The organism is Motilimonas sp. E26 (assembly GCF_021278025.1).
GTDB lineage: Bacteria > Pseudomonadota > Gammaproteobacteria > Enterobacterales > CBDFNC01 > Motilimonas.
In genome coordinates, this window is the sequence record NZ_JAIBHJ010000018.1 from 18821 (window position 1) to 41915 (window position 23095).

The 23095-nt window shown below is 42.0% G+C and carries 23 protein-coding genes and 1 tRNA gene; 9 read left to right on the forward strand and 15 right to left on the reverse strand.

Annotation, left to right across the window (positions count from 1 at the left end; genetic code table 11):
* The first annotated feature begins 124 nt into the window (after positions 1–124).
* Entirely contained in the window at positions 125–1240 is a 1116-nt protein-coding gene (lptF, locus tag K1M91_RS14705) for an LPS export ABC transporter permease LptF (protein WP_232802803.1), read from the forward strand.
* A complete protein-coding gene (lptG, locus tag K1M91_RS14710; protein ID WP_232802804.1) occupies positions 1240–2304 on the forward strand; it encodes an LPS export ABC transporter permease LptG in 1065 nt (354 codons plus the stop codon). The genes lptF and lptG overlap by 1 nt, the downstream gene beginning before the upstream one ends.
* Before the next feature lie 65 nt (positions 2305–2369).
* On the opposite strand, the gene K1M91_RS14715 is transcribed toward lptG, so the two are convergent.
* Positions 2370–2918, reverse strand: a complete 549-nt coding sequence (locus K1M91_RS14715; protein ID WP_232802805.1) for an RDD family protein — start codon at positions 2916–2918, stop codon at positions 2370–2372.
* A gap of 256 nt (positions 2919–3174) precedes the next feature.
* On the opposite strand from K1M91_RS14715, the gene K1M91_RS14720 reads away from it, so the two are divergent.
* Positions 3175–3259, forward strand: a tRNA-Leu gene (locus K1M91_RS14720).
* Between the two features lie 53 nt (positions 3260–3312).
* Here the strand turns inward: K1M91_RS14720 and K1M91_RS14725 are convergent.
* The 6 genes from K1M91_RS14725 to rsmC form a co-directional block, all read right to left on the reverse strand.
* Positions 3313–3639 carry an antibiotic biosynthesis monooxygenase gene (locus K1M91_RS14725; protein ID WP_232802806.1) on the reverse strand — a complete coding sequence of 109 codons (327 nt, stop codon included), beginning with the start codon at positions 3637–3639 and terminating at the stop codon, positions 3313–3315.
* A 294-nt stretch (positions 3640–3933) separates the two neighbouring features.
* On the reverse strand, positions 3934–4230 hold the full coding sequence (locus K1M91_RS14730) for a late competence development ComFB family protein (RefSeq protein ID WP_232802807.1): 297 nt from the start codon (positions 4228–4230) through the stop codon (positions 3934–3936).
* An 85-nt stretch (positions 4231–4315) separates the two neighbouring features.
* Positions 4316–5785 (reverse strand): glycogen synthase GlgA, encoded by a 1470-nt coding sequence (gene glgA, locus K1M91_RS14735; protein WP_232802808.1) that lies wholly within the window; start codon positions 5783–5785, stop codon positions 4316–4318.
* Positions 5786–5866: 81 nt separating this feature from the next.
* Entirely contained in the window at positions 5867–7087 is a 1221-nt protein-coding gene (gene glgC / locus K1M91_RS14740; RefSeq protein WP_232802809.1) for a glucose-1-phosphate adenylyltransferase, read from the reverse strand.
* A gap of 183 nt (positions 7088–7270) precedes the next feature.
* Positions 7271–8494: a glucose-1-phosphate adenylyltransferase gene (gene glgC / locus K1M91_RS14745; RefSeq protein WP_232802810.1), complete on the reverse strand. Its 1224-nt coding sequence runs from the start codon at positions 8492–8494 to the stop codon at positions 7271–7273.
* A 233-nt stretch (positions 8495–8727) separates the two neighbouring features.
* Positions 8728–9774: a 16S rRNA (guanine(1207)-N(2))-methyltransferase RsmC gene (rsmC, locus tag K1M91_RS14750; protein ID WP_232802811.1), complete on the reverse strand. Its 1047-nt coding sequence runs from the start codon at positions 9772–9774 to the stop codon at positions 8728–8730.
* Positions 9775–10078: 304 nt separating this feature from the next.
* On the opposite strand from rsmC, the gene K1M91_RS14755 reads away from it, so the two are divergent.
* The gene (locus K1M91_RS14755) at positions 10079–11776 is read left to right on the forward strand and encodes a sensor domain-containing diguanylate cyclase (RefSeq protein ID WP_232802812.1); all 1698 of its coding nucleotides are present in this window, start codon (positions 10079–10081) and stop codon (positions 11774–11776) included.
* Positions 11777–11810: 34 nt separating this feature from the next.
* Here the strand turns inward: K1M91_RS14755 and K1M91_RS14760 are convergent, their stop codons facing one another.
* Both K1M91_RS14760 and K1M91_RS14765 read right to left on the reverse strand, forming a co-directional pair.
* Entirely contained in the window at positions 11811–12119 is a 309-nt protein-coding gene (locus tag K1M91_RS14760) for an STAS domain-containing protein (RefSeq protein WP_232802813.1), read from the reverse strand.
* Positions 12120–12215: 96 nt separating this feature from the next.
* On the reverse strand, positions 12216–13142 hold the full coding sequence (locus K1M91_RS14765) for a Gfo/Idh/MocA family oxidoreductase (protein ID WP_232802814.1): 927 nt from the start codon (positions 13140–13142) through the stop codon (positions 12216–12218).
* Positions 13143–13314: 172 nt separating this feature from the next.
* On the opposite strand from K1M91_RS14765, the gene K1M91_RS14770 reads away from it, so the two are divergent.
* The 4 genes from K1M91_RS14770 to K1M91_RS14785 are packed head-to-tail and all read left to right on the forward strand — an operon-like array spanning position 13315 to position 16723.
* Positions 13315–14301 (forward strand): iron ABC transporter permease, encoded by a 987-nt coding sequence (locus K1M91_RS14770; protein WP_232802863.1) that lies wholly within the window; start codon positions 13315–13317, stop codon positions 14299–14301.
* A 1-nt stretch (position 14302) separates the two neighbouring features.
* Positions 14303–15070, forward strand: coding sequence for a heme ABC transporter ATP-binding protein (locus tag K1M91_RS14775; protein WP_232802815.1), 768 nt, complete (start codon positions 14303–14305; stop codon positions 15068–15070).
* Positions 15064–15747 (forward strand): YdcF family protein, encoded by a 684-nt coding sequence (locus K1M91_RS14780; RefSeq protein ID WP_232802816.1) that lies wholly within the window; start codon positions 15064–15066, stop codon positions 15745–15747. Before K1M91_RS14775 ends, K1M91_RS14780 begins: the two co-directional genes overlap by 7 nt.
* A gap of 34 nt (positions 15748–15781) precedes the next feature.
* The gene (locus K1M91_RS14785) at positions 15782–16723 is read left to right on the forward strand and encodes an L-lactate dehydrogenase (protein WP_232802817.1); all 942 of its coding nucleotides are present in this window, start codon (positions 15782–15784) and stop codon (positions 16721–16723) included.
* Positions 16724–16778: 55 nt separating this feature from the next.
* On the opposite strand, the gene K1M91_RS14790 is transcribed toward K1M91_RS14785, so the two are convergent.
* The 5 genes from K1M91_RS14790 to K1M91_RS14810 form a co-directional block, all read right to left on the reverse strand.
* Positions 16779–17414 carry a hypothetical protein gene (locus tag K1M91_RS14790; RefSeq protein ID WP_232802818.1) on the reverse strand — a complete coding sequence of 212 codons (636 nt, stop codon included), beginning with the start codon at positions 17412–17414 and terminating at the stop codon, positions 16779–16781.
* A 72-nt stretch (positions 17415–17486) separates the two neighbouring features.
* Positions 17487–17933: a chemotaxis protein CheX gene (locus tag K1M91_RS14795; protein WP_232802819.1), complete on the reverse strand. Its 447-nt coding sequence runs from the start codon at positions 17931–17933 to the stop codon at positions 17487–17489.
* A 5-nt stretch (positions 17934–17938) separates the two neighbouring features.
* Positions 17939–18301 (reverse strand): response regulator, encoded by a 363-nt coding sequence (locus K1M91_RS14800; RefSeq protein WP_232802820.1) that lies wholly within the window; start codon positions 18299–18301, stop codon positions 17939–17941.
* Entirely contained in the window at positions 18282–20450 is a 2169-nt protein-coding gene (locus K1M91_RS14805; RefSeq protein ID WP_232802821.1) for an ATP-binding protein, read from the reverse strand. Before K1M91_RS14805 ends, K1M91_RS14800 begins: the two co-directional genes overlap by 20 nt.
* A gap of 180 nt (positions 20451–20630) precedes the next feature.
* Entirely contained in the window at positions 20631–20882 is a 252-nt protein-coding gene (locus tag K1M91_RS14810) for a hypothetical protein (RefSeq protein WP_232802822.1), read from the reverse strand.
* Between the two features lie 137 nt (positions 20883–21019).
* Here K1M91_RS14810 and K1M91_RS14815 point away from each other — a divergent pair, with 137 nt between their 5' ends.
* Positions 21020–22273, forward strand: coding sequence for a glutamate-5-semialdehyde dehydrogenase (locus K1M91_RS14815; RefSeq protein WP_232802823.1), 1254 nt, complete (start codon positions 21020–21022; stop codon positions 22271–22273).
* 131 nt (positions 22274–22404) lie between these two features.
* Here the strand turns inward: K1M91_RS14815 and K1M91_RS14820 are convergent, their stop codons facing one another.
* Positions 22405–23082, reverse strand: coding sequence for an OmpA family protein (locus K1M91_RS14820; protein ID WP_232802824.1), 678 nt, complete (start codon positions 23080–23082; stop codon positions 22405–22407).
* Positions 23083–23095 lie beyond the last annotated feature (13 nt).

Here is a 23095-nt window from a genome sequence, read left to right on the forward strand (position 1 = left end):
TATCAAAACGGCGCTGAAGGCCAATATTCGCTTTTGTGTTTGATTTAGTAAGTGCTAAAAATAATAAGTTTACCTAAAATACAGGTCTACGCCAGTAAAAACACAAGTTTAGCTAGGAATGCTCGTGATTCTTTTCCGTTATTTATTAAAAGAAACAGCCAAGACACAAATTGCTGTGTTGTTCATTTTACTATTGATTTTTATTAGCCAAAAATTTGTTCGGGTATTGGCTGATGCGGTCAATGGTAATATTCCTGCCGACTTGGTGATGACCATTTTGTGGTTAAATCTGCCTTCACTCGGCACCTTAATGATTCCCATAAGTTTATTTATTGCGGTGTTGTTTGCTCATGGGCGGCTGCACGCAGAAAGTGAAATGGTGGTGATGACGGCCTGTGGCTATAGCCCCAGAAATGTGCTAAACGCGACCATGGTATTAGCGCTTATCACCGCTGCCTTTGCGGCCTACATTACTTTTTATATTTCGCCTGCAGCGAACTTAAAAGAGCGGCAAGTGATTGAGGAGGCACAGGCTGATGCTGGACTTGCCACTTTAATCGAAGGTCGTTTTCACTCTGCACCGGATGGCTCGGGAGTCGTTTATGTTGAAAATTATTCCGAAGGTTACAATTTAAGTAAAATTTTTGCTGCTCACTGGCCCAAGGAAGGAGAGCAGCGACCGTCGGTGCTGACTGCCCGCACTGGTAAGGTGGTAGAAAAGAAAGGCGCTGAAATTCTGACCTTATATGACGGCCAACGTTATGAGGGGATACAGGGACAAAAAGATTACCAGATCACTGAGTTTGATAGCTTTTCCATGGTACTAGAAAGCCGTGAGGTAAAGGAGAGTCGGCGTAAGGTTGATACTATTCCCACTGCTGAGCTAATTGGCTCCAAGGACTTAGCGGAGCAAGTGGAGCTGCAATGGCGTATTGCGCTGCCTATTTCTATTTTGATCCTCACGTTTATAGTGGTGCCGATGGCGGTGGTGAACCCTCGTCAGGGTCGTTATGCTAAGTTATTTCCTGCCCTGTTGATTTATTTATCCTATTTTCTATTACTCAGTGCAAGTCGTAGTGGCATTGAAGATAAGACTTTACCTCTGTTAAGTATGTGGCTAGTACAAGGGATTTTCTTATTGGTGGGCATCTATCTCAACATTAAAGATGCTCCTGCGATTGCTCAGTTATTTAACAAAACAGCCAAGACAGTGGCAAGCTCAGGAAAAGGTGAAAGATAATGGGGATTCTTGATCGTTATATTGGCCGTACCATTATTGCTGCAACGTTATTGTGTTTGCTCACGTTAGTTGGGTTAAGTGCCATTATCAAGTTTGTAGAGCAGCTGGGTAAAGTGGGTGAGGGCGATTACGATGTGATGCTTGCCGGGTTATATGTGTTACTTAAAATGCCGAAAGAAATAGAGTTATTTTTTCCGATGGCGGCATTACTTGGCTCTTTAGTTGGTTTGGGCTCTCTTGCTAGTAGTAGTGAATTGGTGGTGATGCAGGCTGCTGGCATATCAAAAATGCGCATTGCGCTGTCGGTATTAAAAACTGCAGTACCGATTATGGTCTTAGTGATGGTGATTGGCGAGTTTGTTTCGCCAGTGTCTGAAACGGCAGCGAAAGAGCTACGACGAGGGGCGACTTATGGCGGCAATGTCATTAGTTCGCAATACGGCGTGTGGGCTAAAGACGGAGATAATTTTGTTAGTATCGGTGAAGTGAGAAATAAAACACAAGTGTTTGATGTTAAAGTATTTGTGTTTGATGATGAATTAAAGCTAAGCCAGTCTGTACATGCCGAAAGAGCTGAGTTTACCGAGCAAGGTTGGCAGGCATTTAATATTCAAAAAACCTTCTTCAATGAGCAGTCCGTTACATCTACATCAATCGAACAAGAAATTTGGCAGTCTAGCCTAACGCCAGATAAATTAAGTGTGGTTACGATCAAACCCGAAGATATGTCGATGCGAAACTTATGGGCTTATATTGATTATTTAAAAACTAACCGACAAGATGCTAGCCGTTACGAGTTAGCATTGTGGCGTGCGGTAATGGTGCCATTTACGGTATTGGTAACTATGTTATTGGCGATTTCGTTTATTTTTGGTCCGTTGCGTACGGTAACAATGGGGGCCAGATTAATGATGGGGATAGTCGTTGGTTTTACATTTTATGTTTCTAATGAAATGTTTGGCCCTGTTAGTTTGGTTTTTAACATTCCACCTTTTATTGGTGCGCTTGCGCCAAGCTTCGGTTTTATTTTACTTTCTGCCTTCTTACTTAAACGGCAAAGCTAAAACAACCATCGTTTAAACACAAAAGGTCACCCAAGGGTGACCTTTTGTTTGTCGGAGCTTGCTGGTTAGTACCACTTAATCCCTTTGATTGTGACTCGCTGGTTCAATTCTTTTGTTAATACTACTACTTCACATTCAGCCCAATGATCTTGGAAGCTACGGTGTTTAGGCTTGTTGAATGGCACGAATAAGTTACCTAGGCCACAGGTTGCGGTCGCTAATCGGATCACCGCTTGTGATTTAGTTATTGGGCTACCATCTTCATTTTGGACACGCAAGCGCCATGCTCGCATGCCAATGGTTTGCCCTCCTCGAGTCCAAAAGAACACATAAAAGCTAATAAATACAAACCAAATCCAAAGTTGATAGAAAATGTTATGGCTTAAGTAAGCTGCCATATCGACATGACCCGCGGTTGAAATAAGCCCCATCTTTTCCAATAGAATGGCTACCACGGCGCCCAGTGCTGCGGAAAATAGCATCACAGCTATAACCACCAGTGCATCGTATATGAGTGCGCCCAAACGTCGCCCTAAACCCGCAGATGGCAGACCGATAAAGGGGTTCACTGGCTTGCTAGGGGTTGCAGTCTTATTCTTCTTATTTTTTTTCATCGTTCGTCTACTTTAAATAATAGTGTCAGATTATGGAGCGCCAAATAACAGTGCTAGATTTTGGAGCGGTGATTGTAGCAAATTTATTTGATTTAGCAGTGTGATAGGTCATTAAAATTGCTGAATTGCTGAATAAGTGAGCGGTTGATTTGATTGTCAAACAGATTGGCATAAAAGCACTTGCCAAGGCGTTTGCCTTGAGTATAATCGGCAACACTTAACAGGGAATAGCGTTTAGGCTAAACCCAAATTGTTAGCCCGAGTGGTGAAATTGGTAGACACGCCTGATTCAAAATCAGGTTTCTTCGGAAGTGGCGGTTCAAGTCCGCCCTCGGGCACCATTTTTAAAAAAAGCCTCAACTTATGTTGAGGCTTTTTTTTTGCGTTCATTTTATTATAAGTAGGGCGGAGTAACCATTTCATCACTGACTAAGTGGTCTAAGATGGGGGTCATTAGCACAGGTGGATAGCTTCGCAAAATTGCACTGACCATTTTCTTTCGAGCTTCTTGATGGGAATCATCCATATTAAATGCCGCTTCCCAGCATGCTTTACTGGTCCACTGGCTATAAGAATACCAATTATTGTCACTTCCTTTATGTAGTTTGGAGCCTAAGGCACCGTATTTTTCAATATTACGATGAACGATTTCAGTCCAACCTTCTTGGAAGGATCTTAGGCGTTCAGGAGTAAGCTGCCATTGATATAAAACTACAAACATATTCACCTCCAAAACAACTTGCTAATAGTAATTATTATCATTAAAGTGTTTTCCATATCCATTTATTTAAGCATAGACGAAACTAAGTGATTGTCTTTATTGTTTTTTGAGCAGAAGTAACAAAAGGGTTTTATGGAGATGAACGTTTTAGTTGCCGTGTGTATTTTAATCGCTCCTGTATTGCTAATGGTACCTTCGATGCGCCCGTTTATACTTATATCGCCAATGTTTACCTTATTTGCATTGGCGATATTGTTGGCATTCGAACACGCTGGATTTAACTAATCAGAGTTATTATTCAGTATCTTTTGGTTCGCGGCTGAATTTGATTTTTTTTTCATCAAACAAAAACGCAATAGATTCATCAACGGCAGCTTCAACTTTTTGCTTTAAAGATGTTTTATCTTCATCTTTCATGTAGTTATACATATCGACATCGTATCGAATGTAATGGACAGGTAATTTATTTAGCACAATACAGGCTAAATCTTCTAAAAATTCACTATCAAATCGACTATATAAGTCGAGCTGTTTAAAGCGTTCGCTTACGAATCTTTCTGTGAAGTTATGTACATCAATACCAAGTGCCATAATAAACCCTGCTTATATGTGATTTTTTAAGTATACCCAAACATCTACAAAATGCCTTTAGCATGATGCATATTCATTATGCTGGTCATAAAGCGTAACGTTCTAGAGCTTTGGCATACAAACGTTCGTATTGAATAACCGATTCAGACCAGTAGAAATGAGACTGCATTGCTTGTGTTTTCAACCTTGTAATTTCATCTGGGCGCTCTATGTAAAGCAATAAAACCCGGCGTAATAGGTTAATTAAATCAACGGGCTCTGGTTCATAAAACATAAAGCCGTTGCCGTTATCATTGTCTTGATCGTAGTCATTCACTGTATCTTTTAGCCCGCCAACACCCCGTACAATCGGCAAGGTGCCATAAGCTAAGCTGTATAACTGGTTTAAACCACAAGGTTCAAATAAGGATGGCATTAAGAAAAAGTCAGCTCCGGCTTCCACCAAGTGAGAAAGGTAGTCACTATAGGTATTCACAAACTTAAATTTCTCAGGATGATGTTGCTCTAATGAACGTAAATGACCTGTGATAGCGGGATCGCCAGTGCCGACAATAATGAGCTGAATATCGTGCAGCAATAAATCTTCTAATGCTGGCAGTAAAATATTAAAGCCTTTTTGCTCGGTTAAGCGGCACACCATACCAAAGATGGCTTTATCTGATTGTGCTAAGCCAACCTCTTGTTGTAGCTTGGCTTTACAAACGGCTTTGCCGGATAAATCTTGGGCTGAATAGTTTTGTGGTAGATGCGGATCAACCTCAGGATTCCAGTCATTGTAATCGCAGCCGTTGATAATGCCTTCAAAGTCTCGGATTCGATTAACAAAGCAATGCGACATGCCATGTGAGCCAAGTGGTGTTAAAAGCTCAGAGGCATAGTTAGGACTGACGGCGTTAATTTTGTCCGCATAAAGTACCCCTGCTTTGAGGTAGTTAATGTAGCTGTAATTCTCTAGTACTTGATGATCCATACAGCTATTAATTTCTGGAATTAATTTCAGTTGGGACTTATCGAAAATGCCCTGATAAGCTGCGTTGTGACAAGTGAGGACCGTTTTTGTATGACTAAAACGGCCATTATCGCGGTAGCGTGTTTTAAGTAAAAATGGCACTAACGAAGTATGCCAATCATTACAATGAATGATATCGGGAATAAAATCTAAGGTTTCACAGCTTTGTAAAATAGCTAGAGAGAAAAAAGCAAAGCGCTCGCCGTTATCATTGTAAGCATGATCATCTTCGCCGTAGAGACCTGCGCGATCAAAGTAATGTGGGCTGTCGATACCATAAACGGGGACATTACCCATTTTTAATCGTTTTATAGCATAAGGGATTTCAGGCAAGCCACTTTGAGGGCACATGGTTTGGTTACATAAAAACTCAGCTGTTTCAGCACCTTTTACCGTGCGATAAAGTGGCATCATGACGCGCACGTCATGGCCATGCTCATGCAAGGCTAGAGGCAGTGCTTTGGCCACATCGGCAAGCCCACCTGTTTTCGCGAAGCCTTCAACTTCGGAAGCAACAAACAGAATTTTTAGTTTTGTATCGGTCAAAATGCGCTCCTTTTGATGCGCTGTATTTATAGTTCTAATTTTAGAAACGAAAAAGCGGCCAATCAGCCGCTTTAGGAGTGGCTAAAAGCCGACTTTAGAGCCCTTAGGAATAACAACTATCCCCTCATCGGAAACGGTAAAACGACGACGGTCGAGTTCAAGATCTTCACCGATCAAGGTACCAGGTGCAATCTCAACATCTTTATCTATGATAGCATTTCGGATGACGCAGTTTTCACCTACCTTGGTATTACCTAGCATGATGGTTCCGCTGATCCTTGAGCCCGCTCGGATGTGGCAGCGAAAGCCAAGTACGCTTTTATCAATACTTGAGCCCAAAATGTAACAACCGCCAGAAACCAACGATTGGCTTACTTGAGTTTCATGGCTTTCACAGTCTTTAAAGGTCGCAGGTGGCAGCGGTGGATAATAAGTGTGTAAGGGCCATTTACGATTGTATAGTGAGAATGGTGGCTCATCTTCAAGTAAATCCATATGAGCCTGCCAGTAAGCACTTATGGTCCCTACATCACGCCAATAGCTTCCCTCTTGTTCACCATTAATTTTGTTATCGTTAAAATTGTATACAAACACTTTTCCATTTGGATAAAGTTTCGGAATAATATCTTTACCAAAATCGTGGCTAGAGCTTTCGTCTTCGGCATCACTTTTTAATTCACGCATTAAACACTTAGCTTCAAATACGTAGTTACCCATGGACGCTAAGACATGATCTGGGTCGCCAGGGATAGTTTTTGGATTTGAAGTTGGTTTTTCTTCAAAACCTATCATGCGACCTTCTTCATCCACTTCAATAATGCCAAACTGGTTGGCCTCACTGACAGGAACTTGAATCGCGGCAACGGTCAACTCAGCCTCATTGTGTTGATGGAAGTCTACCATCTGACGGATGTCCATCTTATAGATATGGTCACTACCAAAAATACATACATGGTCAGGCTCATCAATTTCAATAAAGCGTGAATTTTGATAAATAGCGTCAGCGGTACCATCATACCAGCGTTTACCCATGCGCATTTGTGCCGGTATTGCATCAATAAAGCGATCTGTTATGCCAGTTAAGTGCCAAGCTTTACGTAAATGCACGTTTAGCGATTGTGATTTAAATTGTGTTAATACGTAAATACGTAAAAAGTCCGAGTTGACAAAGTTGTTCAGCGCAAAGTCGATCAAACGATAACTGCCACCAAAGGGAACCGAGGGCTTAGAGCGTGATTGTGTGAGTGGATAAAGGCGTGTGCCTTCACCGCCAGCCAGCACCATGGAAAGAATTCGTGCCATTAATACATCCTTAATTTAATTCATTTATTTGGGGGGGTCCCCTGCCTTGGCCCTATATCAATCTGTTCACAACCATTATTATTATTTTCTTAGTGTGTTGTGATTAGTCTGCCTAATTTGTTAATTAAGACAGTGCGGTAGCTCAAGCTTTAAGATATCTGCTTCAGTTCCGCGTAGTGATCGTTAAAATCCAACTTTAGAGTTTTTCGCGATGACTACAATGCCGTTTTCAGATACGGTAAAACGGGCTTTATCTTGCTCTAGATCTTCACCAATAATGGTGCCTGGTGCTATTTCAACGTTTTTATCAATAATTGCACGAGTAATTCGGCAGCCTTCACCTATTTTTACACTGCCTAGCATCACGGTTTCGCTAATTTTAGAGCCGCTGCGAATATGGCTGTGAAAGCCTAAAACACTGCGTTCAATCACGGTTCCAAGGACAAAACACCCGGCTGAAAGCAGAGATTGGCTTACTTTTGTTTTATGTCCGTCACTGTCTTTAAAGGTGGCTGGTGGCAGTGGTGGGTGATAGGTATGAAGTGGCCATTTTCGGTTATATAAAGAGAAAGGGGCTTCATCATCGAGTAAGTCCATGTGGGCCTCCCAATATGCATCTAAGGTGCCCACATCACGCCAGTAGACAGCATCCGGCTCACCAGCAATTTTGTTCTCATTAAAGTTGTAAACGAAAACCTTACCTTGCGGGTATAAGTGCGGAATGATGTCCTTGCCAAAGTCATGCTCGGAGTCTTCTAAATCGGCATCACGTCTTAATTCACTTAATAAGGTGTCGGTTTCAAAGATGTAGTTACCCATGGAAGCTAACACATGTTCAGGATCGCCAGGGATGGTTTTAGCTTCTTCAACGGAAGGCTTTTCTTGGAAACCTATCATGCAGCCATTCTCATCAACTTCAATAATACCAAAGTGATAGGCTTGATCTTTGGTTACTTTTATTGCCGCAACGGTCAACTCTGCCGCTTTACGTTTATGGAAATCAACCATTTGGCGAATATCCATTTTATAGATATGGTCACTGCCGAAAATACAGACTTGATCAGGCTCATTACTTTCAATGGACTTATCATTTTGGTAAATCGCATCGGCGGTACCGTCATACCAACGTTTGCCAATGCGCTGTTGCGCCGGAACGGGGTCAATGAAGCGGTCTGTAATACCTGACAGGTGCCATGCTTGTCGCAGGTGGATATTGAGAGATTGTGATTTAAACTGAGTCAGCACGTATATTTTTAGAATGTCCGCATTAACAAAATTGTTGAGTGCAAAGTCCAGTAAGCGGTAGCTGCCTCCGAATGGCACTGCGGGTTTAGAGCGAGTTTCTGTTAGGGGGTGAAGGCGTTTTCCTTCCCCTCCCGCGAGGATCATCGCGAGAATACCGGCCATATGTTCTCCATTTTAAGTTATTAGATAAGCACAAGAATTTTCGGGTGTAGTGAGTTCATTTGAATAAAAAATCATGACACTAAAATGAATTCTGATATTTTTATTACTTATTAATAGTTTTATCTTTTTTTGCTTATTTTGTGAATAGTTAATATCTAGAAATGGCGGTTGAAGGGAGGATATGAGGACTAAGCCGCTATTTTTGCGGCTTAGGAATGATTGTTGCTGGTTTATTAATCGGGATAATTGCTCAAAAGCTTAAACTTAGTGGTTTCTGTAAGTAATTCGCAATGGGTGAAGGCTTTTTCAAATAAAGGCTCGTAACGTAAAAATTTATTCGCCACTAAAATCAGCCGGCCGCGGATCTTTAGGTGCTGTTTGGCATCAGCGATTATTTGCTCGACCGCGCCATAATTGGTGTTTAATCCAGCATGGAAAGGCGGATTGGATATTAAGGTGGTATATCTTTGTTTGACTTCGCTATAGACATCACTCGGGAATACATGGGCGTTTAGGCCATTTTTTGCCAAGGTAAGCTTGGCCGATTCGACCGCTAGTGCACTTACATCGGTCATTTCAACTTTTAGCTCAGGGTTTTGTTTAAGCAAAAAGCTGCCAATAACCCCTGCACCACAGCCGATATCCAAGGCATTTCCTTTCAGAGGGGCGATATTTTCTAACAGTAAACGCGTGCCGAGATCGAGCTCTTTAGCACTAAATACACCTGGTAGGCTAACTATGTCGAGGTGTTCGCCTTTCACTTCGCAAGGATAGGTTGTTAGCCAGTCGTCAAGCTGGAAAGGCTGACACTGTTGAGATATTTCCAGGGCAAGTAAGCTGCAACGGCGTGCACTGTCGAGCTTAATGGCTTTATTACCGTAGGGCTGTAATTGTTTATCTACTGATTTTATGCCGCCGCGATTATCGCCGACGAGATAGAGTATCCCACCTATTTTGATTTGTGGCACAACATTAGCGAGTAGGTAGTCAACTTCTGCTTTTGTTTTCGGTAAATATAATATTGCCGCATCAACTTCAAGTGGGCTTTCTGGTGCAAAGCTCGCACCAAAGCTTAATCCAATCTGATCCGATTGTTGTAAAGCTTGATAAGCGGAATAGTAGGTTGTAAACACGTGAACTGAACGACAACTGTTAGCTAATTCAATTGCATAAGTGTCTTCAATGGCACCGGTAACGAGTACAGACTTATCATTAAATTGGCTGATATTTCTTTCTAACACTTGGCTAGCTGAGGTTGGGGATGAACTTATCGCGGTCATATTGAGGCTTATAGCAAAAAAAGTGTTGCTATTATACCCGATGAATGGCCCCCAAACAGCCTTTGGTGGCTATTTTAGTTGTAGTTAAGTTTGAGGTTTTTATTAAAAGCCATTAAAGAGCGTCATAAATATTACCTAATTAAGTTATAGCTAACGTTTTTTATTGATTGTATGTATTAGTTTGGCTTGCAACAGGTGAAGTCAAAACCTTGGTTTAAAGGCCTGTTATAATCAGGTGTAAGAAGTGCTCCTCTATCGCACTAATTGGTTGAGGTGCTGAACCAACAAAGCTGGCTTGGATGTTATGGAAGAAAACAGTTTTTTTGCATTATTAAACCAGCAAGTGGCTGCAGCTGGCGATATGACGGGCGTATATCAGCAAGCCCTCGATGAGCTGCAATTGTACAGTGATGCGGATAACTGCGCGATTATTTTAGTGCATCAAGGCTTTCAAGTATTAGCGAAAAAGAACGGCTGCGATGATGTGGTTTTTTACGATGGCGACTCAACGTTACGTCAACACACTGACTTACCTGAATCTTTCATTAAGTCAGTTGCTTATTCTAAAAAGTTTGAATATCAAATTAATTTTCAAGCGGAAGATGATATTTGGCAAACACAATCTTTAGATATCCATGAAAGCGTACAGGTCGCGGCACCTATTTTTCATGACGATATGGTATTTGCGATTTTATTTTTAGAAACCAATCATGATGTTGATGCGCTGGAGCTTGATGAACAGAATATTATCAAACTGTTCGCTCAAACCATCGGTGCAGAGTTTGAAAAGCGTTACCTCTCCGAGCAGGCCCAGCTTGCGCAAGCTGAGAATGTAACAACGGCTAAGGCGCTTGGCGAGAAAGTTGCACAATCTGAGATGTTTTTGTCGTTACTCACACAATTACACCGAGTGAGTATTGAGCTATCTCAAAGCTCCACACTGAATGACCTTTACTACAATTCAGTACGCTTAGCACAGCAGCACCTGCAAATTGACCGCATGGCGATTTTTTTGATCGATCATGAGTCAAATAAAATGTTTGGTACCTATGGCACCGATGAAAATGGCAAAGTGGTGAATGAGTCATATTTTAGTAGCCCGATTCCAGAACACCCCGTGGTACAAGAAACCCTGCGACGTAAAGACTACGTTATTGTAATAGAAGATACCGCGTTGCAGCACAATAAAAAAGATGTTGGGCGGGGATGGAACGCTATGGTCGCTTTATGGGACGGCGATCAAGCATTGGGTTGGATTGCTGTCGATAATTTGATTAACCAAAAGCCACTGGAATTACATCATAAAGAAGTACTTAAGCTGTATGCAGCAAACCTATCTCAGCTGATTTTTAGAAAACGTCAAGACGAGAAGTTAGTTCAGTTTAACAAAGAGTTAGAACAAAGGGTGTTAGAGCGTACCGCGGAGTTAGCATCGGCAAACTATGCTTTAGAGAGTGCAAACCGTGCATTAGAGTCTGCCAACATACAGCTTGAGCGCCTTTCTATGATGGATGGATTGACTGGCGTAAGTAATCGGCGCTTTTTTGATATTTCCCTGCAAGCCGAGTGGGACCGCGCACAGCGACATGGCTATCGTTTGACTCTACTGATGATCGATGTCGATAAATTTAAAGAATATAACGATTGTTATGGCCATATTGAGGGCGATAAAACATTGCAACGTGTTGCGCAAAGTTTGCTTATTCATGCTCGTCGTGCTGGCGAAGTGGTTGCTCGCTATGGCGGTGAAGAGTTTGCTATTTTGCTTCCGAATATGGCAGAGGCAGCTGTACATGCAGTGGCGGATAATATTTTAGAGGGAGTTAAAAAGCTGGGTATTATTCATAAAGCAAGCAACGTTGGTGGTGTTGTAAGTGTCAGCGTAGGTGTGGCCAGTATTATTCCTAACAAGGAGTTGTTATCAACTGAGTTGGTTGAACAAGCAGACAAAGCATTGTATCGGGCAAAAGCACTGGGGCGTGATCAATGTGTATTCACTTAGGAATAATAGCTTGCGGCTTGCTCTTTGCTAACGACTAATTTTCTATTTTAATCAGTTTATCGAAATGAGCAATTTTTAGAATTTTTAGCACAGTATTAGAAGGGTGACTGATTTTTACTGTGCCATTCTCAGATTTTTCGGTGTGCTCCTTTAACAGCAGCATCATCCCCAATGCCGAGCTATCCATGTACTGGGCTTCACTAAGATTGATGTTATAAACCAAATCAGGCTGCTGGTCTTGATAGCAGGCCCTAAACTCACGATGTAAAGAATAATCAAATCGGCCATGGATGATAATTTCTAATTCCGAATCGTTATTTATTAAGCGTTTAGTAATTGACATAATCTTATCCACTTAAGTGTGATTTGACACTAAGCTGCAAGCAGCGAATAGTTTTTAGCGATTTCAAAGCTCTATAGGAATATAGCAGCAATCTGCTTATTCGTTTATTTTAGCTTCGATATATTTGACTATCTTTTCACATAATTTATGTGTTGTTAATAAGCTATCTAAATAATCATGCTCTGGCTGGCTTTTTTTGATCTGAGATAGCCAGGCATCTAATAAATTGTCGAATCCACGTTTGTAGAGTGTGCTTTGCCAATCTGAGAACAACATGGGGGTCATGGTGTTGTCGCTACAGTGTTGGCCTTGTCGTAAATTATCAATTTGCCAGTTTTGGTTGTCTGTAAATGCTTCAATTCGTTCAAATGTTTGCCCGCTGATACGGTTCATGCTGCCTTCTAATAAAGTATTTTCGGTGGCAATGCGTAAAAACACGGCAGCCAGTTGTTGTTCTTTCATGACAAAGCTAATTTGTGGCTCTATGGGAGTGGCTGGACGGCCAAAATAGAGCAGGCTGTCAACAACATGAATAAAGTCATCATAAATAAACTGGCGAATGTTGCCGGGTAGGTTGTGACGATTTTTTTGCCAACGCAATTGATTGAGAGGGTGGCCTTTTAGGGGCTGCAACAAGGGGGCAAAACGACGGTTAAAGCCGGTGCACAAAGGCGTGTTATTTGTCTTTGCTAAATCGATTAACTGGCAAACTTGTTCTATATTATCGCTAATAGGCTTGTCGACTAAGGTGGCGATGCCTGCTTTTATGCTAGCAGAGGCTATCGCAAAATGGCTGTCGGTAGAGCTGTGGATCATTATTGCATCAGGGGCTGCATTAATCGCATCTTTTATATCTGTATAGGTCTCTTTGACGCGGTACTGTTGCGCTAGCTGCGATAAGGTCTCTTTATTCCGGGTGCAAAAAATAGGCTCAATTTCGGGGTGCTGACAAACTATGGGGAGCCAAGCCTTTTGCGCTATATCTCCTAATCCCACTAATGCGATTCTGACTTTTTCTGTCATGACCATGGCTTCCTCAATCATCAAATGTGGTCGTAACTGAGCGGTTTTTTCCCAGCTAAGTGTTTGCTAGTGTTATCATAGCGCCACCTTATGAGTCTGTGCCAGAGTGATAGTGAAAATAAGTCGAGCTCCCGTTGTATTTATTATATTAAGTGTAAGCTTATTGGCTATCATGCTGTTTTCTCTCATGATCGGCCCGCTTTCTTTCAGTCCTTGGCAAAGCTTGCAAACCTTAGGGGCGCTGTTAGTGCCACAGGCATTTCCTGAAATAACCGCCACACATATCATGGTGATGCAAAACTTACGTTTACCTCGTACCTTGTTGTGCCTGTTGGTGGGAGCTAATTTGGCGTTATGTGGCGCTATGATGCAAGGGTTGTTTCGTAATGCGCTTGCAGATCCTGCCATCATTGGCGTTTCAAGTGGTGCGGCATTGGGGGCGGCGGGAGCTATCTTTCTCAGCAGTTTAGTGATTCCTTTTACCTCGACGCTCAGTACTGAACTGCTAGTGGCTTTGTTTGCTTTTTTAGGGGGCTTGATTGTTACTTTTTTAGTGCTCCGCATTGCATCGACTCGTCATGGTACGTCGGTTAGCGTGATGTTATTGGCAGGGATTGCTGTTACAGCACTCGCGGGAGCTGGGATTGCGATTTTGTCTTATTTTGCTGATGACACTGTATTGCGCAATATCGTCGCATGGCAATTAGGCAGTTTGGTTGGAGCTAACTGGGTCATGGTTAGCCTTTGCTCCCTGGTTAGCATGGCATTATTTGCTTTTATTATGCCCGTTGCCAAGCCTTTAAATGCATTATTACTTGGCGAGTCAGAAGCGCGTCACTTGGGCGTTGATGTGCAAAGGTTAAAATATACATTAGTGGTGTTGACAGCTTTAGCGGTTGGAGTCAGCGTAGCTTGCGTGGGTTTAATTGGTTTTGTTGGGTTGGTGGTACCGCACTTAATTCGTTTACTCGTTGGACCTGACCATCGCTATTTGCTACCACTTTCTGGTTTACTTGGTGCGTGCTTTTTATTACTGGCTGATTTGTTGGCTCGTACCTTATTTATGCCGATAGAGCTACCTGTTGGCGTGGTAATGGGGTGCATTGGGGCGCCATTTTTTATCTTTTTGTTAATGCAACAAAAACAGTACATGGTTTGATATGCTGCAAGCTGTAAATATTAATTTAACCCGTGATGATAAGGCCGTGTTAACTGAGGTTAATATTGCGCTTAATTGTAATGAAGTAGTGGCTTTAGTTGGGCCTAATGGGGCTGGCAAGTCGAGCTTATTTAATGTCATCAGCGGTGAGCTTTTTAGTACAGGGCAAGTCTTGATAGAGCAGAAGCTGAGAGCTACATGGCCGCCACGTGAGTTGGCTGAGCGGCTGGCTATTTTGCCACAAAGCTCGCAGCTGAATTTTCCATTCTCCGCATTTGAAGTTGTTAACATCGGGCGAATGAACAAAACGACTGGCCACCTCGAAAATGAACAGGTGATTCGGCAAGTAATGAGCTGGACTGATATTCAAGATAAAGCGCAGAATATTTACACTCATCTATCTGGCGGTGAAAAGCAACGAGTGCAACTTGCCCGAACCTTTGCTCAGATATGGGAAAAGCCTAGCCTAGGTGGACGTTATTTATTATTGGATGAACCAACAGCAGCACTCGACTTGTATCATCAACACCAATTATTAAGCCTGCTCAAAGAATTAGCTTTACTGCAAATTGGCTCGTTAGTTGTACTTCATGATTTAAATCTTGCGGCGAGATACGCGGATCGCATTGTTGTGCTTGATCATGGCAAGGTGGTTGCGCAAGGCACGAGTGGTGAGGTTTTTACTCAGTCATTGCTAAAAAATGTGTTTTCATTAGAGGGGGAAGTTATTACTCACCCGAAATCAGGCTATCCGGTCATTTTATGTTAGCAAGTACCGAAAAAGGGAGACAAACAATGCTTTCTGAGCAACAAGTGGATCATTATGGCCAGCTACTTTGGCATGATCTTGTGCTTTACTCTCCACTAAAGGCTGCCAGTTGCATCATAGTGATGGGCTCTATCGATATTAGAACGGCGCAGCGTGCAAGTGAATTAATCCTGCAGGGGCTTGCACCTTATGTGGTATTTTCTGGTAATTGTGGCCGTAATACAGAGGGACTTTTTAAAAAAACAGAGGCCGAAGTGTTTGCTGACGTTGCCCGTCAAGCTGGTGTGCCTGCAAGCCATGTTCTATTGGAGCCTAAAGCAACCAATACCGGTGAAAATGTTAAATTTTCAATGGCATTGCTGGCAGAACGAGGTATTCAGGTGGATAGTGTTATTTTGGTACATAAAGACTTTGCAACAAAGCGTGCTTTCGCTACGTTTAAACAACACTTTCCTGATATTGAGGTGATGGTCGCTGGGCCGCAGCTGACTTATTCCTCTTACCCCAATGATGTGATAGATAAAACTTTACTTATTCATACCTTGGTTGGCGATATGCAGCGTATGAAGCTATACCCTATGCTGGATTACCAAGTCGAAATGCCTATTGATAGTGAAGCTTGGCAAGCTTATCAAGCATTAGTGTTGGCTGGGTTTACAGAACAAATTATCCCTTAAACTTTTTTGTCTCGTATCTCGAGAAGGAGTGTAAATGAAGACTAAATCTGTCGGTATTGTTGGCGCTGGTAACGTTGGTGTTGCAGGTGCATATGCGATTTACTTACAACAGCTTTGCAGTGAAATTATTTTAGTTGATCTTGATAAGGCGCGAGCGGAAGGTGAAGCATTAGATCTTATGCATGGCCAAGGGATCACTGGACGAGTGAAGGTGAAGGCAGGGGATTACGCAGATCTAGTTGATTGTGATGTGATCATAGTGACAGCTGGCGCCGCGCAAAAACCGGGCGAGACGCGATTAGATTTACTCAATAAAAATGCCGCTATCTTTAAGTCGATTACCGCTGAATTAGACCATTATGCGCCAAATGCTATTGTGGTCATCGCCTCTAATCCGGTTGATATTCTAACCTACATTTTCCAAGAGCTATCTAGCCGCCCCAATAGCAAAGTGATCGGAACAGGCACTGTATTAGATACAAGCCGCCTTAAGTCGTTGCTTAGTGAACATTATGATGTCGATCCGGCTTCTATTCACGGTTACATTCTGGGAGAACATGGTGACTCTGAGTTTGCGGCTTGGAGTACGATCACTATTGGTGGCGTCCCCGTCGTTGGTAATGAAGTATTAGGCATTCCTTATAGTCAGCAAAATATTGACCAATTGTACGAACAAGTAAAAAGTGCTGCATATAAGATTATTGCCGCTAAGGGCTACACCAATTGGGCGATAGGGGTTGTACTTGCTAAGCTAGTGTCAGTGCTCATGTCTGATCGTGCTTCTGTGCAACCTATTAGTGTGCGTTTAACCGGAGAATACGGCATTAAAGATGTTTGTATCAGTGTTCCTGCTAAAATTGGCATTAAAGGTGTTGAGCAGATTGTTGAGCTCAACCTGTCTAAAGATGAACTGAAAAAATTACGTATTTCAGCTGATGTGCTGAGGGATAATTTGGCCGGGATTGACTTAGCGTAACGCTACAGTGCTAAAGCCTCTTCTTTTTGAGCAAAGGGAGGTTTTAGCCTGTTATTTATGCGATGCGCTTTTTTACCACTGCATTGGATTTCTGACTGCGTTCAACATCAACAAACTCAGTTCTTCCTGTTTCTGCATTGTACCAAAGCACACGGGTGCCAAACCCTTGGCCATCTGCTTTTCTCAGCATTTCTAAAAACATTTCGGTCGAACTGGCTAAATACACATCTTCTAGCATTTGCATAAATGAAAAGATGGCTTCTCGGAAGTAGAGTGGGGTACAGTTTACTGGAAACATTAACCTAAGGTTCATCTCGTCATCTTTTCCGAGCATCCTGTAATTTAGGCAGCAATGCATCGAAAATATGGTGGATTTTATCGAACCATCTTTATTTCTTAATTGGAAGGGCTCCTGAGCTTGGATCATTTTCTGATACAACTCAGTTTCGATCAGTTGTTTTAACGGAGCCACAAAACTTTCACGCGCTGGATCTAGCTGCGTTTCGTAAAATGGTTTGACTAATTCCATTGTCACACCACAAGGAAGCAACCAATCAAATCGGGCCAATGCGCCAGTCGGCCTGAATTGGCTCACAGAAGCTTGGCAACTGATTTGCTTAAATAGGTTACATAATGGCTGGTAAACAGAATTATCTAAATGTGGGAGCACTTTAAATTCTAGGCTAAACATTCCTGCCTCACTGTATGACATATTTTACAGCAGAAAAAGCACAGCCAATATTAAGGCTGTGCAGATAAAAGATTACTCTAAGCAGATAACCAGAGCTGCTTTGTCTTGACCCCAAGTTATAGGGATTACAAACGAGCGTATTTCGCGGGGTAATTTAATATCTTCAAGCTGACCTTTTACAATGACAGGAACAGAGATAACAAACTCAGGCCCTAAATCTCTGCGAGCATTCCCTGAAACGGTATTGGCTACTTCACCTACCACATCACATAAGTTGTCATCTTCTAAATCATCTTCGCCTAAAGCTTGCAGTAACTTTGCCAATAATCGACCTGGCGCAGAAAAGTAAACACAGCCTTTTCGCGCGCCTGCAATACCGATAATGCCTGTGTAATCAAAAGCCACTTTAGTATCGCTAGAGACTAAATAAGGAACGCCGACATCGACTTGTTGGCCGGCAAAGGTGCTAAAGAAATATTTTGTACCTTCAATAAATACTTGTAATTGTTCTTCTTTCATTTTGCTTAAATATCCTCTAGCAATTGCTCAAATGCATCATTGAGCTCATCTTCCGTAAACGGTTTACAAATGAAGCCTCGAGCGCCAATCGTGAGGGCGCGAATTGCGGTTGCTTTATCCGCTAGTGCTGACACAACCAAAATGCGCGTGTCAGGCTTAACTTCTAGAATTTTTTCAATACTTTCAATGCCATCCATCTCTGGCATAGTTAAATCCATGGTGACTAGATCGGGTTGGGTTTGCTTTACAAGTTCAACAGCCTCAAGACCATTACATGCACTGCCAACAACTTCTAGATCACCTACTTTATTGCTCCGTCTAATTTTACGACGAATAATATTTGAATCATCAACTATTAACAACTTCATGGTTAACCTGCTCTACCCCAATATTTTGATCTGTTTCATTATAAGTTTTTGTTGTCGTTGTAATTTTACCTGGTAATACAATCTCAAAACGACAACCTTTATTTTGTTTGTAGCTTAGCTTCATCTTACCGCCAGCTTCCATTACAGATTGCTTAATTACATCCAGCCCAACGCCACGACCTGCGTGCATAGATACGTTTGATGCAGTGGAGAATCCTGGCTGGAAAATCAGATTGAGGATTTCACCATTAGACATTTTTTCAATATCTTGCTCAGACACTAAGTCGTTTTGTAGCGCATGACGCTTGATGCGATTAACCGATAAACCAGCACCGTCATCAATAATGGTTAGTGAGTAATTGCCATCAGATTTTTGTTGGAAGCTTGCTTTTACAGTTCCTTGTGGTGATTTACCTAGTTCAACCCGTTTGTTTGGCTCTTCGATACCATGAACAACAGCGTTACGTACTAATTGTATTGCGACTTCACGCACCTTACGAATATATGCCGGTGGAACATGATGGCTGTCTAGTCCTTGAGTGACTAGGTTAACCATTTTGTTTTCATCTTCAGCAACGCGTTTAACCAAGCTATTTATTTCAGCAAACGACTGCGTATTTGAGTGTGTCACTGGCTGTGCCGTGTCTGAATGCTGGTCGCTAATGTTCGCAATTTGTTCACTTAAAAGACGCAAGCTACCAATCTGTGAAAATAGTTCGTCAAGTTTTACGGTGAATGGTAGGAAACTATTACCCGTGATTTCATCGCTATTGCGAATGTCGGTCAATACATCTTCCATTTCGTGAGTCTTCTTCTCAACAGGGGATACATCTAATGCCGAAGCATCGCCTTTGATTGAGTGAATAATGCGCTGGAATTGCACCACGTTTGCCATATAGGCTTTGTGGTCTTGATTGGAAGACTTTAACTCTTCATTGATTAAGTTAATGCCATCGCTAGCCTTGTCAAGAAAGTCGATAAAGGCACTTTTCTCGATACTTAAGATACTCACTAAGCTATCAACTTCACCTTTTGCTTTGGTTTTCGCTTCTTCTAGTTCGCGTTCTAGCTCAACCTCAACGGTTCGATCCATTACTGTTACCAGTACATGTGATACCCGTTTATTAACGCGTACACGGTTGAACTGGAAGGAAAGATACTTAGTTTCAAACAGACCAGTAGGACCAAGCAGGTTTACTTCAATTTGTTTTAGCGGGTTTAAGCTTTGGATAAGGTTTTCATTTACGTGTTCTTTAAAGAGTAGGCCGATGTAATCTTCAGAAAGCTGTAGCTCGCTGTCTGATACCATGTCTTTTAAAAGTACCGCTAGTTTTTTACCGTCTAAATCTTGGCGACCAAAGATGTTAACCAGTTCTTGAGAATACTGTGATCCGATGATTAGTTCTTGGTCAAGTAGGAATAAGCCTTCTTTTACCGTACCAAGAATTTCGGCGTTTTCTTTTTGTGACAGCTCAAGTTGTTCATCGTTTTTCTTCAAACGACCAACAAAAATAAACATGATAACAAAGAAGTTCAATATCGCCGCAACCACAGCTGCTAGCTCTACGTACTGCAGCATCTGCGTTTTCTCGTTAGCTTGCTGCTCCATGTAACGGGTTAAATCGTTCATGAATGTAAGTAGTGTTGCGTTCGTTTCTTTTACCGTGGCGATTGACTCATGGATATCAAGAAGTGAAACCTGCTCGCTGCCGTTATTTATGATAGGGCCGAGTATTTCCCGATATTGTTGCCAAAGTTGTAAGCCCGCATCCACTGATTGCATCGCTGCTTCAGAGTTTACCGGTTGAACTTCAATTTGTTCGGTATCATTGATATCGGTGACTGGTACCATGCCACCTTCTTTTAGCGCTACGAGCGTGACATCAAACAACTCGAAAGTATCAGCAAACTCCTGAAAATTATCTGTAACGTCAAGGTTTACAGCTAAGTCGTCCTGTAACTCGTAAAGAGATTTTAATAGCTTTTGCGTCAACATCCCTTGTCGACCAGCTAAATTAACACTTTCAGTTTCTTGTTGAATTTCTTTTGACACGAAATAGTTCAGCGCCAACACACAGGTATCTAAGACAAGAAATAAAGTAATTGCAGCTACAATACCGCGGTATTTGCCCAAATCGTGCAACAACATGGTTTAACTTCCTTATACAAAGCTATTGAAGATTTAAAATATCTTTATAAACAATAGGTTTTAATGTTTAACACATTTAATTGTCTGAATATAACATGCCGTTTTTAGAAAACCTAGTTACAACAATTCGCTATGTGAGCTTAAGCAAGTAACTGACACCTTTAAACTAGGTCGATAGGGTTAATTTATCTTGGAGTTTATTAAGTCTATAAGCTGGTTTAAGCCTACCTTATTTACGCTTTCCAAATCATCGACTTCACATTGTAAGGCCTTCTCTATTTCGACTAAATTAAAACCTGAGGAAAAACAGGCGTCTAGAATTGTTGTTAACACGATCTGGTTTATGGTGCCAGTTGATTCTAACTCTAAATTAGCTTGTTCTATTAATTGTGTTAGAGAGGGGAAATTATTTTGCGGAAGTGAAAATTTCATGCTTATCCTTGGCTGGCATTAGCGATGGCTGAGTGTGAACTTGAGGGCGTTGCTTGCCCTTATAAATATTATTCTTTATTCTGCCAGACTCCCCTCGAAGGGCAAGGGTTTAGGTTATATATAAGGATAATGTCACCATGAACGTGCAAGAATACATGCAAAATTTAGGTAAAAGCGCGAGAGCGGCGTCACGTCAGATTGCCGCGGCAACCTCTGGCACTAAAAATAACGCGCTACTCGCGATCGCTAATGCATTAAATGAAACACGTGATTTTTTGATTGCAGAGAATGAAAAAGATTTACAGGCGGGTCGTGAAAAAGGGCTTGATGAAGCCATGATTGACCGCTTGGCCTTAACGTCTCAAGGCATTGATAAAATGATAGAGGGCTTAACTCAAGTCGCCGCATTACCCGATCCTTGTGGTGCGATTACTGACCTAAACTACATGCCTTCAGGTATTCAAGTGGGCAAAATGCGTGTGCCACTGGGAGTGATCGGTATTATTTACGAATCGCGTCCTAACGTGACGATTGATGCGGCGAGTTTGTGCCTTAAATCTGGCAATGCAACCATCTTGCGTGGCGGTAGTGAAGCAATACATTCTAATCGTGCTGTCGCGCAATGTATTAAATCGGGTTTACAAAAAGCCGGATTGCCGGAAACGGCTGTGCAGGTTGTTGAAACAACAGATCGCGCGGCGGTAGGTGAGCTAATCACTATGGCCGAGTATGTGGATGTGATTGTGCCTCGTGGCGGCAAGAGCTTAATTGAGCGTATTTCTAAAGATGCTAAGGTGACAGTTATTAAACACTTAGATGGTATTTGTCATGTCTACATTGATGATCAGGCCGATTTAGACAAAGCTTATGACATTGCCATTAATGCTAAGACTCATCGCTATGGGGTTTGTAATGCAATGGAAACCTTGTTAATCAACCAAGCGGTCGCGGCTGATATTCTTCCTCGCTTAGCAAAAGGTTACGGTGAAAAAGGGGTGGAGTTAAGAGGTTGCCCAGAAACACGCGCAATTATTGCTGCAGAAGTGGCCACGGATGAAGATTGGGCAACTGAATATTTAGCGCCTATTTTATCGATTAAAGTCGTACCCGATATGGATGCCGCTATGGATCACATAGCTAAATACAGCTCTGCACATTCTGAATCCATTGTTACTCAGGATTATTCAAAAGGGCGCCGCTTTATTACTGAAGTTGATTCAAGCTCTGTCATGATAAATGCGTCTACGCGCTTCGCCGATGGTTTTGAATATGGGTTAGGCGCTGAAATTGGCATTTCAACTGATAAAATTCATGCGCGAGGGCCTGTTGGATTGGAGGGGCTAACCTCGCAAAAGTGGGTTGTGCTTGGTGATGGGCATATTCGTCAATAATCAAATGCTAAAAAGAAAAAAGCCGAACATAGGTTCGGCTTTATTGTATTAACCAACTGAGCTTTGAAAAAGTACTTTTTAAAGCCAGGGTTTAAACTAAGAAAAATTTCTCAGCATATCCGGTACAAAAATTAGCGGTAGTAACGAATTTCAACACGCTTGTTAGCTTGTTGGCCCGCTTTCGTATCATTAGTCGCGACAGGTTGTGTTTCGCCGTAACCGACGGCTGTCATGCGTGATACTTCAACACCTTGAGATGCAAGAAATGCTTTTACAGATTCAGCGCGTTTTTGTGATAGCGTCATATTGTAGTCATCGCTACCTGTACTAGATGTATGTCCAGCAATTTCTACATCGCTAGATTCGCGAACTAGGCGAGATGCAACAGCTTCAAGAATTGTTTTTGCTTCTATAGTTAGCTCTGCAGAAGCTTCACCAAAAACAACACCTGGTAGATGTTGGACTTGTGTGTATGTGCCAGTCTCTTCTTTAACGATTAATTGTGAAAGAAGTATTTTTAGCTCTTCAGTACATTGAGTGCTGGCTTCTTCTTTATACATAGCAGCATTATTCGCGGCTTTTTCAGCTGCTGAATATTCAACTTCACTTAGTTGGCCATCAGATGCTTTTCCAATTAGTCTGTTCGCTTGCTCTAATGCTTGAGCAGTGTTGTGAATGGCAACAATACATTGACCACTAGCGTTATTTTGTACTTCATTGATTGTTTGTTGGATTGGTTCAACATTTTTATTAGTTGAACAGCCAGCAAGAACTGCGATTGCTGCGGTAGTTAGTAGCAGTTTTTTCATCGTTTTTCCTTTG

Bases quoted from the DNA above. Each gene is read 5' to 3' on its own strand.
- lptG (WP_232802804.1), top strand. From the start codon at position 1,240: ATGGGGATTCTTGATCGTTATATTGGCCGTACCATTATTGCTGCAACG.
- K1M91_RS14715 (WP_232802805.1), bottom strand. From the start codon at position 2,918: ATGAAAAAAAATAAGAAGAATAAGACTGCAACCCCTAGCAAGCCAGTG.
- K1M91_RS14725 (WP_232802806.1), bottom strand. From the start codon at position 3,639: ATGTTTGTAGTTTTATATCAATGGCAGCTTACTCCTGAACGCCTAAGA.
- K1M91_RS14730 (WP_232802807.1), bottom strand. From the start codon at position 4,230: ATGGCACTTGGTATTGATGTACATAACTTCACAGAAAGATTCGTAAGC.
- glgC (WP_232802809.1), bottom strand. From the start codon at position 7,087: ATGGCACGAATTCTTTCCATGGTGCTGGCTGGCGGTGAAGGCACACGC.
- glgC (WP_232802810.1), bottom strand. From the start codon at position 8,494: ATGGCCGGTATTCTCGCGATGATCCTCGCGGGAGGGGAAGGAAAACGC.
- rsmC (WP_232802811.1), bottom strand. From the start codon at position 9,774: ATGACCGCGATAAGTTCATCCCCAACCTCAGCTAGCCAAGTGTTAGAA.
- K1M91_RS14755 (WP_232802812.1), top strand. From the start codon at position 10,079: ATGGAAGAAAACAGTTTTTTTGCATTATTAAACCAGCAAGTGGCTGCA.
- K1M91_RS14760 (WP_232802813.1), bottom strand. From the start codon at position 12,119: ATGTCAATTACTAAACGCTTAATAAATAACGATTCGGAATTAGAAATT.
- K1M91_RS14765 (WP_232802814.1), bottom strand. From the start codon at position 13,142: ATGACAGAAAAAGTCAGAATCGCATTAGTGGGATTAGGAGATATAGCG.
- K1M91_RS14770 (WP_232802863.1), top strand. From the start codon at position 13,315: ATGCTGTTTTCTCTCATGATCGGCCCGCTTTCTTTCAGTCCTTGGCAA.
- K1M91_RS14775 (WP_232802815.1), top strand. From the start codon at position 14,303: ATGCTGCAAGCTGTAAATATTAATTTAACCCGTGATGATAAGGCCGTG.
- K1M91_RS14780 (WP_232802816.1), top strand. From the start codon at position 15,064: ATGTTAGCAAGTACCGAAAAAGGGAGACAAACAATGCTTTCTGAGCAA.
- K1M91_RS14785 (WP_232802817.1), top strand. From the start codon at position 15,782: ATGAAGACTAAATCTGTCGGTATTGTTGGCGCTGGTAACGTTGGTGTT.
- K1M91_RS14790 (WP_232802818.1), bottom strand. From the start codon at position 17,414: ATGTTTAGCCTAGAATTTAAAGTGCTCCCACATTTAGATAATTCTGTT.
- K1M91_RS14795 (WP_232802819.1), bottom strand. From the start codon at position 17,933: ATGAAAGAAGAACAATTACAAGTATTTATTGAAGGTACAAAATATTTC.
- K1M91_RS14800 (WP_232802820.1), bottom strand. From the start codon at position 18,301: ATGAAGTTGTTAATAGTTGATGATTCAAATATTATTCGTCGTAAAATT.
- K1M91_RS14805 (WP_232802821.1), bottom strand. From the start codon at position 20,450: ATGTTGTTGCACGATTTGGGCAAATACCGCGGTATTGTAGCTGCAATT.
- K1M91_RS14810 (WP_232802822.1), bottom strand. From the start codon at position 20,882: ATGAAATTTTCACTTCCGCAAAATAATTTCCCCTCTCTAACACAATTA.
- K1M91_RS14815 (WP_232802823.1), top strand. From the start codon at position 21,020: ATGAACGTGCAAGAATACATGCAAAATTTAGGTAAAAGCGCGAGAGCG.
- K1M91_RS14820 (WP_232802824.1), bottom strand. From the start codon at position 23,082: ATGAAAAAACTGCTACTAACTACCGCAGCAATCGCAGTTCTTGCTGGC.